The 14,105-nt window shown below is 39.0% G+C and carries 14 protein-coding genes and 1 tRNA gene; 11 read left to right on the plus strand and 4 right to left on the minus strand.

Annotated elements, in window-relative coordinates; translation table 11 throughout:
* Window positions 1–214: 214 nt before the first annotated feature.
* Window positions 215–3,919, minus strand: coding sequence for a phosphoribosylformylglycinamidine synthase (purL, locus tag ACUN24_RS14325; protein WP_445563100.1), 3,705 nt, complete (start codon window positions 3,917–3,919; stop codon window positions 215–217).
* Between the two features lie 247 nt (window positions 3,920–4,166).
* Between purL and gloA2 the strand changes: the two genes are divergently transcribed.
* The 4 genes from gloA2 (at window position 4,167) to fbp (ending at window position 7,031) form a co-directional block, all read left to right on the plus strand.
* A complete protein-coding gene (gene gloA2, locus ACUN24_RS14330; RefSeq protein ID WP_445563101.1) occupies window positions 4,167–4,547 on the plus strand; it encodes an SMU1112c/YaeR family gloxylase I-like metalloprotein in 381 nt (126 codons plus the stop codon).
* Window position 4,548: 1 nt separating this feature from the next.
* Window positions 4,549–5,250: a tRNA1(Val) (adenine(37)-N6)-methyltransferase gene (locus tag ACUN24_RS14335; RefSeq protein ID WP_445563102.1), complete on the plus strand. Its 702-nt coding sequence runs from the start codon at window positions 4,549–4,551 to the stop codon at window positions 5,248–5,250.
* 190 nt (window positions 5,251–5,440) lie between these two features.
* Window positions 5,441–5,932 (plus strand): metallophosphoesterase family protein, encoded by a 492-nt coding sequence (locus tag ACUN24_RS14340; protein ID WP_445563103.1) that lies wholly within the window; start codon window positions 5,441–5,443, stop codon window positions 5,930–5,932.
* Between the two features lie 19 nt (window positions 5,933–5,951).
* Window positions 5,952–7,031, plus strand: coding sequence for a class 1 fructose-bisphosphatase (gene fbp / locus ACUN24_RS14345; protein WP_445563104.1), 1,080 nt, complete (start codon window positions 5,952–5,954; stop codon window positions 7,029–7,031).
* On the opposite strand, the gene rnhA is transcribed toward fbp, so the two are convergent.
* Window positions 7,028–7,498: a ribonuclease HI gene (gene rnhA, locus ACUN24_RS14350; protein ID WP_132396469.1), complete on the minus strand. Its 471-nt coding sequence runs from the start codon at window positions 7,496–7,498 to the stop codon at window positions 7,028–7,030. The two genes, fbp and rnhA, sit on opposite strands and share 4 nt — an antisense overlap.
* Before the next feature lie 175 nt (window positions 7,499–7,673).
* Here rnhA and ACUN24_RS14355 point away from each other — a divergent pair.
* The 3 genes from ACUN24_RS14355 (at window position 7,674) to ACUN24_RS14365 (ending at window position 9,452) form a co-directional block, all read left to right on the plus strand.
* Window positions 7,674–7,747 (plus strand) — tRNA-His (locus ACUN24_RS14355).
* A gap of 928 nt (window positions 7,748–8,675) precedes the next feature.
* Window positions 8,676–9,224, plus strand: a complete 549-nt coding sequence (locus tag ACUN24_RS14360; RefSeq protein WP_445563105.1) for a DUF6934 family protein — start codon at window positions 8,676–8,678, stop codon at window positions 9,222–9,224.
* A 39-nt stretch (window positions 9,225–9,263) separates the two neighbouring features.
* Window positions 9,264–9,452: a hypothetical protein gene (locus tag ACUN24_RS14365; RefSeq protein WP_445563106.1), complete on the plus strand. Its 189-nt coding sequence runs from the start codon at window positions 9,264–9,266 to the stop codon at window positions 9,450–9,452.
* A gap of 330 nt (window positions 9,453–9,782) precedes the next feature.
* Here ACUN24_RS14365 and ACUN24_RS14370 read toward each other — a convergent pair whose 3' ends face one another.
* Window positions 9,783–9,980 (minus strand): transposase, encoded by a 198-nt coding sequence (locus tag ACUN24_RS14370; RefSeq protein WP_445565139.1) that lies wholly within the window; start codon window positions 9,978–9,980, stop codon window positions 9,783–9,785.
* Between the two features lie 117 nt (window positions 9,981–10,097).
* The gene (infC, locus tag ACUN24_RS14375) at window positions 10,098–10,667 is read right to left on the minus strand and encodes a translation initiation factor IF-3 (RefSeq protein WP_445563107.1); all 570 of its coding nucleotides are present in this window, start codon (window positions 10,665–10,667) and stop codon (window positions 10,098–10,100) included.
* Window positions 10,668–11,432: 765 nt separating this feature from the next.
* Between infC and ACUN24_RS14380 the strand changes: the two genes are divergently transcribed.
* The 4 genes from ACUN24_RS14380 to ACUN24_RS14395 all read left to right on the plus strand — a co-directional run bounded on the left by ACUN24_RS14380 (window position 11,433) and on the right by ACUN24_RS14395 (window position 14,105).
* On the plus strand, window positions 11,433–12,302 hold the full coding sequence (locus ACUN24_RS14380; RefSeq protein ID WP_445563108.1) for an STAS domain-containing protein: 870 nt from the start codon (window positions 11,433–11,435) through the stop codon (window positions 12,300–12,302).
* Between the two features lies 1 nt (window position 12,303).
* On the plus strand, window positions 12,304–12,711 hold the full coding sequence (locus tag ACUN24_RS14385) for an STAS domain-containing protein (RefSeq protein WP_138820174.1): 408 nt from the start codon (window positions 12,304–12,306) through the stop codon (window positions 12,709–12,711).
* Window positions 12,692–13,105: an anti-sigma regulatory factor gene (locus ACUN24_RS14390; protein ID WP_445563109.1), complete on the plus strand. Its 414-nt coding sequence runs from the start codon at window positions 12,692–12,694 to the stop codon at window positions 13,103–13,105. The genes ACUN24_RS14385 and ACUN24_RS14390 overlap by 20 nt, the downstream gene beginning before the upstream one ends.
* An 88-nt stretch (window positions 13,106–13,193) precedes the next feature.
* On the plus strand, window positions 13,194–14,105 hold the full coding sequence (locus ACUN24_RS14395) for a serine/threonine protein kinase (RefSeq protein ID WP_445563110.1): 912 nt from the start codon (window positions 13,194–13,196) through the stop codon (window positions 14,103–14,105).

Raw genomic sequence — 14,105 nt, forward strand, 5'->3', positions numbered from 1 at the left:
CAGGCCGTTTTTTATGTAATCTGATTTAAATAGTTGCGTCATTTCGAGCGTAGAGCAACGCAGTCGAGAAATCTATTATAGATCTCTCCATTTCGCTTCGCTTCAGTCGAGATGACGGCGCTATAAGGCACTCCGCTCGAAAGGATAACTAATAAATAAAAAATGGATGATGGTTTTTCATTCCATCATCCATTTTACATCTTCCATCAAAGTATTACCGCTTGTTCTCAATCCACTTGCGTGCATTTACAAAGGCTTCCATCCATGGCGAAACTTCATCTTTACGGCCTTGCGGATAATTTGCCCAGTGCCATTGGAACAATGAACGCTCAATGTGCGGCATCATCACCAGGTGGCGACCGCTTTCATCGCATAACATTGCGGTGTTGTAATCAGAACCATTCGGACTAGCCGGATAAGTTTCGTAAGCATATTTAGCTACGATTTTATATTTGTCTTCTGCGTATGGTAACGAGAATCTGCCTTCACCATGTGATACCCAAACCCCTAAAGTACTTCCAGCCAGTGTAGATAACATGACCGAATTGTTTTCCTGTAAGGTTAAAGAAGTGAAAATACTTTCGTGCTTGCCACTTTTGTTGTGCAGCATTTTCGGTTTTTCTTCGTGGTCTTTATTAATTAAGCCCAACTCTACAAATAACTGGCAACCATTACAAACGCCAACAGATAAAGTATCAGGACGGGCAAAGAATTTCTCTAAAGCTACCCTTGCTTTCTCGTTGTATAAAAATGCACCTGCCCAGCCTTTTGCTGATCCTAAAACATCAGAGTTGGAGAAACCACCCACTGCACCGATAAACTGAATATCTTCTAACGTTTCTCTTCCCGTAATTAAATCGGTCATGTGTACATCTTTCACATCAAAACCTGCCAGATACATGGCATTGGCCAGTTCGCGTTCAGAGTTACTTCCTTTTTCGCGGATAATGGCTGCTTTAGGTCTGGGTTTAGTTTCGTCGATTACCGGTTTCTTTCCATCAAATTGTAAAGGGAAAGTGTAATTTAAAACGTGGTTTTTATAATTGTCGTAACGTGCTTTCGCCAAACCGTTACCTGTTTGTTTGTTATCTAACAGATAAGAAGTTTTAAACCAAACATCACGTAAATGGTCGATATCAAAACTGAAACTATCTGCAGCATTCTTAACTTCCAGCCTAGCTGATGTATTAACCTCACCAATTTTATGGAAAGTAACGCCAGCCTGGGCAAAAGTTTCTTCAACTGAAGCATCAGCCTGGAAAACGATGCCGATATTCTCTGCAAATAATACTTTAATGCTATCTGCTTCTGCTAAAGAAGACAAATCGATCGAAGCGCCTAAGTCGCGGTCGGCAAAACACATTTCCAATAAGGTTGTAATTAAACCTCCACTACCAATATCGTGACCAGCTTGTATTTTATCAGCTTTAATTAACTGCTGTAATGTATTAAAAGCCGTTTTAAATTGATCAGCTTCTTTTACATCTGGCGTTTCTGTACCTATTTTGTTTAAAATCTGTGCGAAAGATGACCCGCCTAATTTATAAGTATCATTAGAAAGGTTGATGTAGTATAGCGATCCGCCATCTTTCTGCAATACAGGTTCAACTACTTTGGTAATGTCATCACAATTTGCTCCCGCAGAAATAATTACCGTTCCTGGCGCAATTACATCACCATCTTTGTATTTCTGCTTCATTGATAGCGAATCTTTTCCTGTTGGGATATTGATTCCTAAATCGATGGCAAAATCGGAACAAGCTTTTACTGCAGCATATAAACGTGCATCTTCACCTTCATTTTTACAAGCCCACATCCAGTTGGCAGAAAGTGAAACACTTTTTAAACCATCTTTTAAAGGAGCCCAAACAATATTCGAAAGTGATTCGGCAATGGCATTGCGGCTACCAGCAGCCGGATCAATCAAGGCTGAAAGTGGCGCATGACCAACTGAAGTGGCAATCCCTTCTTTTCCCTGAAAATCTAAAGCCATTACACCACAGTTGTTTAACGGCAATTGTAATGGGCCTGCACATTGCTGTTTGGCTACACGGCCACCCACACAACGGTCTACTTTATTGGTTAACCAATCTTTAGCTGCCACTGCTTCTAATTGAAGCACTTGTTCCAGGTAAGTATTTAATTGGGTAGTATCATAATTAAGCGCACTGTATTTATGGTCTACCGTGGTATCTTCCATTACAACTTTAGGCGAGCTGCCAAACATATCGGCCAACTCAAAATCCATGGGTTTTAAACCGGTAGAGGCCGATTTGAACGTGAAACGGTGATCGCCGGTAACTTTACCTACAGTATACATGGGTGAACGCTCACGGTCGGCAATTTTTTGCAGGGTTTCGATATGCTCGTTGCCAATTACCAATCCCATTCTTTCCTGCGATTCGTTACCAATAATTTCTTTGGCCGAAAGGGTAGGGTCGCCCACTGGCAGTTTATCGAGGTTAATTAAACCACCGGTTTCTTCAACCAGTTCTGATAAACAGTTTAGGTGACCACCTGCACCATGATCGTGGATGGAAATAATCGAATTGTGATCACTTTCTACCATACCACGAACGGCATTTGCAGCACGTTTTTGCATCTCAGGGTTTGATCGCTGGATGGCATTTAATTCAATGCCGCTTCCATGTTGACCGGTATCAGCAGATGAAACTGCTGCACCACCCATTCCGATTCTATAATTTTCGCCACCTAAGATCACGATATTGTCGCCTTCTTGTGGTTTAAGTTTTTGTGCCTGGCTGGCTTTACCGTAACCGATACCGCCGGCAAGCATAATCACTTTGTCAAAACCCAGTGTGCGGTTATTTTCTTCGTGCTCGAAAGTTAATACCGAACCTGTAATTAGCGGTTGTCCAAATTTATTGCCAAAATCGGTAGCACCGTTTGATGCTTTGATCAGGATATCCATTGGCGTTTGATATAACCATTCTCTTTCTTCAACACCTTTTTCCCACGGGCGGTTATCTTCTAAACGCGAAAGCGCAGTCATGTAAACGGCAGTTCCGGCTAAAGGTAAAGAACCCTGGCCACCAGCCAAACGGTCTCTGATTTCGCCACCCGAACCGGTTGCGGCACCGTTAAAAGGCTCAACTGTTGTTGGAAAATTGTGTGTTTCTGCTTTTAAAGAGATTACTGAATCAAAATCGCTAGTGGTGTAATAATCGGGCTCATCTGCACGTTTAGGTGCAAATTGCTGCACTTTCGGGCCTTTAATAAAGGCTACGTTATCTTTATATGCCGAAACAATATCGTTCGGATTTTCTTCTGATGTTTTGCGGATCAATTTAAACAATGAGGTAGGCTGTTCCACACCATCAATTACGAATTTTCCGTTAAAGATTTTGTGACGGCAATGTTCTGAATTCACCTGCGAGAAACCAAATACCTCAGAATCGGTTAAAGGTCTTGCTAGTTTTTTTGCTAATGTATTTAAGTACTCAACTTCTTCATCACTTAAAGAAAGTCCTTCCTGTTTATTGTAAGCCGCAATATCGGTAATTTCTAAAATCGGTTCAGGTTTAATGTTGATGGTATAAACCTCCTGATCGAGTTTGTCGTATTTTTGAGAAAGCATCGGGTCGTAATCAGCAAAGTTTTCGTCAACCTGCTTAAATTCTTCAATCCTGATGATGGCCTGCATGTCCATGTTCTGGGTGATCTCTACAGCGTTGGTACTCCAGGGGGTAATCATTGCTGCTCTTGGTCCAACGAAAAAACCTGTCAGGGCTGTTTCTTGCGAGATTTTGGCGCCGCCAAATAACCATTCAAGTTTAGTAATATCAGTGGTAGAAAGCGCTTTGTCTGTTTGTAAAACAAAAATCGCCTGTGATTGCCCTTCGACAGGCTCAGGATGACAAGAGAAGAAATGAATCATGCTTTTTTTTTGAAGTTGCAAAAATAGCTTTTTAAAATGAAAAAACTGGTGTGCTACAGTGATTGAATTAGTGAATTTTGAATGATTGAATGTCAAAATATAAAGATTGAATGAGAGAATTATTGAATGAGAGAATGTCCGATGATGGAATGAGTGAATTTTGAATGAGAGAATGTTGAAATAATTATTGGTTAATTCAGTTAGAGAATGCGCATTTTTGTTAAACGTTAAGTCACTCATTTACTCAGTCAAAATTCAATCATTATTTATGCTTCGCATCCATCACATTGCCATTATCTGTTCTGACTACGAAAAATCGAAAGATTTTTATGTAAATAAATTGGGTTTTACTGCTTTGGCAGAGGTTTACCGGGCTGAAAGGAAATCGTATAAGTTGGATCTTGCCGTAAATGGTGTATATCAGATCGAGCTTTTTTCTTTCGAAAACCCTCCTGCACGTCCGTCGCGGCCAGAAGCTCAGGGGTTACGTCATTTGGCTTTTGAAGTGGAAAATATTGAGAAGGAGATTTCTCGTTTAAATGATCAGGGTATTGTAACCGAGCCAATCCGCATTGACGAATTTACGGATAAACGTTTTACTTTTTTTGCTGATCCGGATGGTTTGCCACTAGAATTATACGAGATTTAAGATGAGTATTTTCAAGTTCAAGCAGTTTGAAGTCGACCAGACAGGTTGCGCCATGAAGATTAATACCGATGGGGTTTTAATCGGGGCTATTGTAAATCACCATGCGCCTAAAAACATATTGGATATCGGAACTGGTACCGGAGTAATTGCATTGATGTTGGCGCAACGTTTTCCTGATGCCAATATACATGCAGTAGAAATAGACGGACAAGCTGCGGAAACAGCGGGAAGGAATTTCCAGTCGTCTGTTTTCAGTGAGCGGTTAAATATTAACCATATCGCAATTGAACAATATAACCATAATGAAAAATTTGATCTGATTGTTTCCAATCCACCTTTTTTTGTAAACGACTTAAAGAACGAAGAGATTAGAAAAGGCATCGCCAGGCATGCTTATGAAGATTTTTTTAGCTTATTAGTTGAAAAATCAAACTCACTTTTGGCTGATGGAGGATTGATCTGGCTTATTCTGCCAATAAAACAGGCGGATGAAGTGATTGCGCTCGCATCCCAATATGATTTATCGCTTGCAGAGCGGATCCATATTCATTCTGATCAAACTAAAGCAACCTTCAGGCAGGTGATCTGTTTGAAAAAAGGTAAAGCGGTTTTGAAGGAAAATGATTTTTATATTTATGAATCTTTAAAAGAGCATACTGCAGCTTATAAAGAATTGCTGAAGGATTTTTTCCTGGCCTTCTAGATTAGGGTTTTAGGGTGGGTAAAGTGGGAGGGAACAATGGTAACATTGTACAATCATTACCGTGCTTTTTTATAATATTTAGCCACCATCTATAAAAGATTTGTCAATCGCTGGAGAATTTGTTTTAACGAAAATTGCTCGAAAGATTTTGCCAATCCTGTAAATTAGAGGGCGCAATTAACTTTACATAATGAAAAAAATAGGATTAATTTCTGATACACACGGTTTTTTGGATGATGCGGTTTTTAAACACTTCGATGGTGTAGATGAAATTTGGCATGCAGGAGATTTTGGCCCTAACGTAGCCGAGCCTTTGGCAGCGTTTAAACCTTTGCGTGGCGTGTTCGGAAATATAGATGATAGTGCGATTAGAGCGGAGTTTCCAGAGCAAAATCGATTTAGCTGTGAAAGGGTTGATGTTTGGATGACGCATATCGGTGGATATCCAGGAAGATACTCGTCTTATGTTAAGCCAGATATATACACTAACCCTCCGAAATTATTTATTACAGGACACTCGCATATCTTGAAAGTGATGTATGACGAAAAAATAAAATGTTTGCATATAAACCCCGGTGCGGCAGGTAGACATGGTTGGCATAAGGTAAGAACCCTGATTAGATTTTGCGTTACTGATGAAAATATTCATACCTTAGAGGTCATAGAGTTATCGGGTAGATAATGTAAAATGTACACTAAGTATGGTTTGTGGCGTTAAAACACTAGGACAATTTATTATAGAAAAACAGGCAGATTTTCCTTATGCCAAAGGTGAACTCTCCAGGCTGCTAAGAGACATTGGTATTGCCGCAAAAATCGTAAACCGAGAAATAAATAAGGCAGGTTTGGTTGATATTCTGGGCGATATGGGCACTACGAATATCCAGGGAGAAGAACAGAAAAAATTGGATGTTTATGCTGATAAGCAATTTATTGCCGCACTAACCAGTGGCGGTGAGTGCTGTATCGTGGCCACTGAAGAGGAAGACGAGATCATTCATATCGAATCGCCGGTTTCGCAGAATGCCAAATATATTGTTTGTATCGATCCTTTGGATGGCTCCTCAAACACGGATGTGAATGTTGCGGTTGGTACTATTTTTTCCATTTACAGAAGGAAATCACTTGAGGGGAGGGCCAGTTTGGAAGATGTATTGCAAAAAGGTACACAACAGGTTGCTGCCGGTTATATTATTTATGGCTCATCAACCATGCTGGTGTATACCACCGGAAAAGGTGTTAACGGTTTTACGTTAGACCCATCAATAGGCGAGTTTTGCCTTTCGCACCCGCAGATGAAAATACCAGAAACAGGCTATATATATTCGTTAAACGAAGGTAATTATGTGCATTTTCCTGATGGTGTTAAAAAGTACATTAAATACTGCCAGGTAGAAGATGAGGCCACCAAACGGCCATACACATCACGTTACATCGGATCGATGGTAGGCGATATTCACCGGAATTTAATTAAAGGCGGGATTTATATTTACCCTACAACTTCAAGTTCGCCAAATGGAAAATTAAGGTTGTTGTACGAATGTAATCCAATGGCTTTTATTATTGAACAGGCTGGGGGCAAGGCCAGTACAGGTTTTGAGCGGATCCTCGAGATTAACCCAACTGAACTGCATCAAAGGGTGCCAATTTTTATCGGATCAAAAAAAATGGTTGAAAAAGCCGAAGAGATGATGTTGCTATACACGGCAAAATCGATCTCTGTTGAGGCTAAAGCGGAAGCTAAACTGGAAGATTTAAATATTATCGGTGGATTGGATTAAAGCTGTGCTTTACTTCTTTCTACCTCAAAAAAAGTATCAATCGCTAAATTTTGCTTGTCTTGCGACGCAAAAACAGCTAAACGGTCGCAACGCTCATTCTCCGGATGGTCGTTGTGACCTTTAATCCAGATGAATTTAACTTTGTGAAGTTTATATAGTTCAAGGAAACGCATCCAAAGGTCTTTGTTTTTTTTGTCTTTAAAACCTTTGCTTGCCCAGCCGAAAACCCATTTCTTTTCTACGGCATCTACTACATATTTCGAATCGGAATAAACGGTTACCTGCTGGTTCAAGCTTTTTAGTGCTTCTAATCCTTTTATTACAGCTAACAATTCCATGCGGTTATTTGTGGTCATTCTAAAGCCACCACTTAATTCTTTATAGTGTTGTCCTGCTCTTAAAATTGTACCCCAACCACCTGGTCCGGGGTTACCGCTAGCTGCTCCGTCTGTATAAATTTCGATCATAAACGCCGTAAAGTTATGTTTTTAGGTTCAAAATAGCTTGTTTTATCTGCTGCTGAATATTTTTTTCAATTTCAAATAATTGAATGTTAAGGAATTAAAAATTTGTTGTAAAAACATTGAAAAAAATATTTGCAAGGAATATTTAAAGTCGTACTTTTGTGACATCAAAAACACGGTGGTTGTAGCTCAGTTGGTTAGAGTATTGGTTTGTGGTGCCGAGGGTCGTGGGTTCGAGCCCCATCAGCCACCCCGAATTTTGAAGCAGTTCTGAAAAGAGCTGCTTTTTTTGTTTTAATTATTTGTTATCAGTCAGTTCGATGTTTTGATATTAAAAATGTAGATATATTCAAAAATGCCTTTTTTGGATCTATAGGCGTCGGTTTTTTGGTTCGAGCCCCGTCATTGAGTTGCCTCGTAGCTGAATTTTTTTGAAATATAAAAATGTCTTTTTAACCTGGTTGGAGGATATCTAAAAAGTGGCCACCTGTTTTTTTGCAAAGTGTCCACTCCGTTTTGCCTGAAAGTGTCCATTTGGCTGATTTTAAGGTGTTTTAAGGTTCTGGGGATGCCTTATTGATTCAATCCGACCCATACCAGAAAAGGAATCCTAGCTGCTATAAGTGCTTAAAAACAACACGGCGTTCAGTCGTTGTCTGATCAATATCTATTATCCTTTTTTTGTGAGTGTTCTGAAGGTGTTTATCTGCTTTTGCTGCGCAAAAGGCATGGTGATGGAGCTTGGAATAGTCGGGTTCAAGCTGCGATGGATCCCAGTGGATGGGATGCTGCTAAAAAGAAAAAGCCCTGATCGGGCTGGACAGTTTAGAACGAAACAGGGTGGATACTTTCACTGAAATACACAATTAGATGAAGAAAAAAATGAGTTTAAGGAAAATGATTAAAACTATATTTTATTATTCAAGTATTTTTAAAAACCGCCTATTTCAATCAATTCGTCGACAAAATGGCTAATTAGAGGCTGCAAATATCCGAAAGCCCTAGAGGGCTTTTTTAATTTTTGATAATTTGCAAATCTTTGATTAGAACAAATGAAACCTGATTTTTTGTTTAAGGTTTATTGTCGGGACAGCTTAATTAGCATTAAAGATTTCACTCATTGAGTCCTTTTTAAATGATGGATATTATATAGATTTTCTCATAATTCGTATATTCGGAAATGGTAATATTAGATCTGCAAAATATTTATGATATAATTGCTGTAAATGATAATGGTAATGAATTAATTGCGGAATTTGATGCGCCACAAACAAATGGAGACTTTATACATATGCATGTTAAGCTTTCTTTGCATCCAGATCCTTTCTTATCGAATGTTTATAATCTATGTTTAGGTCCGGTTGATGAAAATGGATCGATAGATGATAAGATAAGACTCAAACATCAAGATGTAAGCAAAGTTTTATCGACTGCTATTTTTGTTGCCTATTACTTTTTGAATGATAGACAAGATAGCATTATTGGTTTAGATGGTTCGGATGATATTCGTGCAAATCTATACCACAGCATGTTCATACTAAATCGCGAACTAATGTCAGATTTTTTTGTTTGTGTTGGGGTAGATTGGTATGTGAAACTATTAAGAAACAAAATAGATGTGGAGAGAGATGAACAAGAAAAACCACTCTTTAAACCTATTATTGAGCCATTTGATTACTCAAGGGATAGAAAACAATTATATGGTTATTATATGTTTTCATTAAAATAAATTTTAATTTTTGTAAAATTTTATTATTATATTTGTATTATGAATCCACGTATGCAACAACAGCTAGAACATTTTAAGAAAGTGACTAGCCACCAAAAAGCGTCTGGAGAAACAAGACGCACAAGCAATAATTCTTATGAAGATAGCCTTTCAAAAGCTATTCGCACAGAAGAAGATGGTAAAAGATTTATGGCTAATTTAAAAAGCGTTTTAGAAAAGTCAAAATAATTCAAAAGAAGATAGTATAAAAAAAGCAACTTTAATACAAGTTGCTTTTTTTATACTAAATGGATTTAAATAGAACCATAATGGCTTCTTGATCGTTAGCGAGTAGATTTGAATGAATGAAATTTAATTGTTTCATTTTTTATTAATCTTACTCTAAAATTTTTGAAAAACCGCCTATTTCAACCAATTCGTCCACAAAATGGTTAGAATTACGCACCGCAACTGGCCCGAAAGTCCTTTAAGATATCTTAAAGGACTTTTTTGTTTTTAGGAGATTTTCAAATCGTTGAATAGAGGGATCAATTTGACATATCTAACTCACCTAAACTGCTACCTGAATACCTTAATCTTAGCATTAAAAGATTCTGCCGATGCATTCGTACTCCTATTAATGAAAAAGTTTAGAATAGATAAGTAATGGGCCTTTATTGATTTTGCCGCAGTCCTAAAAGAGTCAAAAAATTTGGGGAGTTGCGCAGAGGACCAAAGATGGCATAATAAAAAAAGAAAATTGCGGTTGAAAAGCAGATTTTTTTCATATCATAACAGATTGGTCCGGACGCAGTTTTGAAATTGTCACAATTGTTTTTTTGTAACTTCAATAATCAACAAATGATGTGTTAGCGCTGTTTTTTAGTTAAGGATTTATTTTTTTCCTGCTTTTGGCGCTAAGGTCAGAAACATTCGCTTGCCTTCAAGTTTTGGTAATAACTCTACTTTGCCCACCTCTTCGAGGCCTTGCGCAAATTTCAGCAGTAGTATTTCTCCCTGGTCCTTATAAACAATCGATCTTCCCTTGAAATGCACAAAGGCACGCACTTTTTCTCCACTTTCCAAAAAGGAAATGGCATGTTTGAGCTTGAACTGAAAATCATGCTCATCGGTGTTCGGTCCGAAACGGATGTCCTTGATGATGGTCTGTTTAGCCTTGCTTTTGATTTCCTTCTGCTTCTTTTTCTGTTCGTAAAGAAATTTGCTGTAGTCGATGATACGGCAAACTGGTGGCGTGGCGTTAGGTGAAATTTCAACCAGATCTAAATCCAGTTCTTCGGCCAATTTGAGTGCTTCAGCTAGCGGATAAATATTGGTCTCAATATTATCTCCGGTTAAGCGTACCTCTGGGGAGGTGATAAAATTATTAATTCTGTGTTCTGCTTCTTTTTTTTTGAAGGGCAAGCGTGGCCCCCTGTAAAATCCTGCTTTTTTTAATGCCAAATTTGAAAAGTTTTAATGAAAAAATGATGTTAACTGGAGACGTTAATTTCAGTGTGAGCAATAATATAGCCTTTTACTCCCATAAATCCAAACCTATAGTCAAATGATGACTTTATATGTACTTTTAATGACGCTGATATGTAGTGAATAAAAAGAATTTTAGAGCCTGTTTAAATTTTATTCAATTACATTACTTCTCCTAGTTTGTCACACTGAGCGAAGTCGAAGTGCTTCTCTTAACTATAAAAAAAATGTCTTTGATTACGCTCAGACTGACGTACAAAATAAATTTTACTTAATTTTAAACAGGCTCTTACATTTCACATTCCCTTGAACTGTACCCTAAATGTTTTATTTTGAGGTTGAAAGATTCAGCCGATGCATTTGTACTTCTATTTGGAAAGTAAATCCAAAAATTGGATTTAAAAATGATCTTCGCAATGATAAAACGATAAAGAGATAAACAAATAAGTCTACAGATCCGGAACAACAACATCCAGCTCTGGAGCTGAAGAATCGAAGCACTGTTCCGTCATAATAAATTCATTTATAAACACCTTTGTTTCCAAGAAACTTTCAACTGGTCGATGTAAACGCAATATCATTAACCTTCTTTTCAATATTCGTATTATTTCGTCTTTGGCCTTAATTGAATATTTAATATTGAAGATCAACGCATCATTGAAAATTGCCGAACAATTAGTATCTTTCCACAATAATCCTGTTGGGTGTAAAGTTTAAAACCTTAACTATTCATCAAAAAAAATGTCATCTAATACATTAAAATTGCTACAAAAACATAAAAAAACCATCCTTGAGATCTGGATGAAAAATCAATTGACTGACGATGGTCTTCGCGAAGACCTGATCAGTAACGAAGATCTTAGGGAACAATCAGAAGAATTGGTTGCCGCTTTAGTTGCTAACTTATCCGGAAACGATCTGGAAGATCTTGATGGTGATAACTGGAGTTCAGTTATAGAGATTCTGGGTGGCATTGCCATAACCAGGGCTCGTCAGGGATTCTCCCCACGTGAGACGGGTCGCTTTGTTCATAGTCTAAAAGAATCCATCCTTGAGGTTTTACAAATCCAGATCAAAGACCCACAGCAGCTTTTTGATGAAAGTATGAAAATAATCAGGGTGATGGACAACTTGAGCATTGTCACCTTTGAAACATTTATCAAAGGCCGTGAAGAGGTTATCCTGAGGCAGACAGATGAAATTGCTGAGATTTCAACTCCGGTAATTAGGGTCTGGGACGGTATTTTGGCTTTGCCAATTATAGGCACGCTTGACAGTTCGCGTACCCAGATTGTAATGGAAAACCTTTTGCAGGAAATCGTAGAGACGGGTTCAAGTATCGCAATCTTGGATATTTCAGGTGTGCCGGCGGTTGATTCACTGGTGGCACAGCATCTTATCAAAACAGTGAGTGCTACCCGTCTTATGGGAGCGGAATGTATAATCAGTGGCATACGCCCCGAAATTGCGCAAACAGTTGTGCACCTGGGAATAGACCTTTCAAATATTATTACAAAGGCGAGCCTTGCAAGTGCATTGGCCTATGCGTTCAAAGTTTTGAGATTAGAAGTGCGCAAAACAAATTCAGTAAATAAAATTAATAATATATAGAATGGATAAAATTCCTATTCTCAGGATGGGAAGTTTTCTTCTCGTAACCATTCAGGTTGATCTTTATGACCGTTTAGCGCTGGATCTTGAAGCTGATTTGGTTCAAATGGTCAACAAGACCAGCTCGAGAGGAGTACTGATTGATATATCGGCAGTATCTATCGTCGATTCATTTATGGGCCGCATTATTGGCAACATTGCCAGTATGTCCAAAATATTGGATGCAGAAACTGTAGTTGTAGGTATGCAGCCTGCAGTAGCAATTACGTTGATCGAACTTGGCCTACCACTTAAGGGCGTCCATACTGCGCTTGATGTCGAAAAAGGTATGAATTTGTTGAAGTCAATGATTGGTTCCGATGTCGGAGACGAAGAAGAAACCGATGATGATGATAATTTCGCTCAGTAAAGATAATATTCAGGTTAAGAAGGAGCAGGATGTGGTCTTACTGCGTAACCGCATCCGTGAGGTTGCGGTTAAAATCAAGATGGGGCTGGTAAATCAGACCAAGCTTATTACTGCCGCAAGTGAACTTTTACGCAATATGCTGCGTTATGGTGGCGGAGGCGAATGTCTTGTTGAAATCGTGACGCGTGGCCGGGATACAGGGGTAAGACTGACTTTCTCAGATAAAGGCCCAGGTATTCCCGACATTAGTGCGGCCATGAAAGATGGTTTTTCAACAGGAAAGAGCCTCGGACTTGGATTGCCGGGTGCAAAAAGGCTGAGCAACGAATTCGATTTAAAAAGCAAGCCCGGAGAAGGCACAGTAGTGATGATTATTAAATGGGCAAATGGTTGATGCGACACACATAAGCCTTCAGGCGAGCGATAGAAGTTACTTTTCACTTATAAAAAAAGAAATTCACCAACGACTGGTCAAAGTCGGCATGGAAACGACCAGGATTGCAGAAGTTGACATTGTTGCCGCAGAGATGACCAGCAATCTTTTTAAGTATGCGGATGGTGGAGAAATCCTGTTCGGAGTTTTCAGCGAAAATGGAACACCTTATGTGGAACTCATCTGTATAGATAAAGGACCTGGAATGAAAAACCCCGCAAGGATGATGCAGGATGGAATGTCTACCAGCAATACGCTTGGAGCAGGTCTGGGAAGTATTAAACGTTTATCTGATACCTTCGATATATATTCCATTCCGGATTGGGGTACAATCCTGCTTAGCAGGATTTATGTGGGGAAAAAGCCTGTGCCTAAAAAAGGAATGGTGATCAGGCCTCTGGTGCTGAGTAAACCTGGAGAATCGGTAAGCGGGGATGGGTTTTCTTACCGAATAATGGGCAAAAACTTTAAACTATTTTTAGGCGATGGTTTAGGCCATGGCCCGGATGCAAACTTTGCTGTGAACGAAGCCGTTAAGGCGTTCAAGGTTTTTCCCGATTCCAGCCCTGTAGAAACGCTCCGGTTTATGCATACGTCAATCAGAAAGACCCGTGGCCTCGTAGCCAATGTTACCACATTTAATAGTGAGAGGGGAGAATGGTCATCAGCTGGCATTGGTAACATTGCTGCTAAATGGATTGGGCCAGTTAATTCAAAAAACCACATGTCTTATAATGGAATAGTCGGACACAATATTCCCACAACCATGAATGACCAGGTTTTTAATATTTCCGATTTTAATCAACTTGTATTGTGTTCAGATGGTATCAAAACCAGATGGGAGACCGGGAAATACCCTGGCATCCTTAAGCATGACCCTTCGATCCTGGCATCGGCAATTTATAAAGACCATGCAAGACAAACAGATGATATGTCTGTGGTAGTCATCAAAATCATTTAA

This window comes from Pedobacter sp. WC2501 (assembly GCF_052682415.1).

Coding starts and splice junctions, on each gene's coding strand:
- gloA2 (WP_445563101.1), top strand. CDS start 4,167: ATGCTTCGCATCCATCACATTGCCATTATCTGTTCTGACTACGAAAAA.
- ACUN24_RS14335 (WP_445563102.1), top strand. CDS start 4,549: ATGAGTATTTTCAAGTTCAAGCAGTTTGAAGTCGACCAGACAGGTTGC.
- ACUN24_RS14340 (WP_445563103.1), top strand. CDS start 5,441: ATGAAAAAAATAGGATTAATTTCTGATACACACGGTTTTTTGGATGAT.
- fbp (WP_445563104.1), top strand. CDS start 5,952: ATGGTTTGTGGCGTTAAAACACTAGGACAATTTATTATAGAAAAACAG.
- rnhA (WP_132396469.1), bottom strand. CDS start 7,498: ATGATCGAAATTTATACAGACGGAGCAGCTAGCGGTAACCCCGGACCA.
- ACUN24_RS14360 (WP_445563105.1), top strand. CDS start 8,676: ATGGTAATATTAGATCTGCAAAATATTTATGATATAATTGCTGTAAAT.
- ACUN24_RS14365 (WP_445563106.1), top strand. CDS start 9,264: ATGAATCCACGTATGCAACAACAGCTAGAACATTTTAAGAAAGTGACT.
- ACUN24_RS14380 (WP_445563108.1), top strand. CDS start 11,433: ATGTCATCTAATACATTAAAATTGCTACAAAAACATAAAAAAACCATC.
- ACUN24_RS14385 (WP_138820174.1), top strand. CDS start 12,304: ATGGATAAAATTCCTATTCTCAGGATGGGAAGTTTTCTTCTCGTAACC.
- ACUN24_RS14390 (WP_445563109.1), top strand. CDS start 12,692: ATGATAATTTCGCTCAGTAAAGATAATATTCAGGTTAAGAAGGAGCAG.
- ACUN24_RS14395 (WP_445563110.1), top strand. CDS start 13,194: ATGGAAACGACCAGGATTGCAGAAGTTGACATTGTTGCCGCAGAGATG.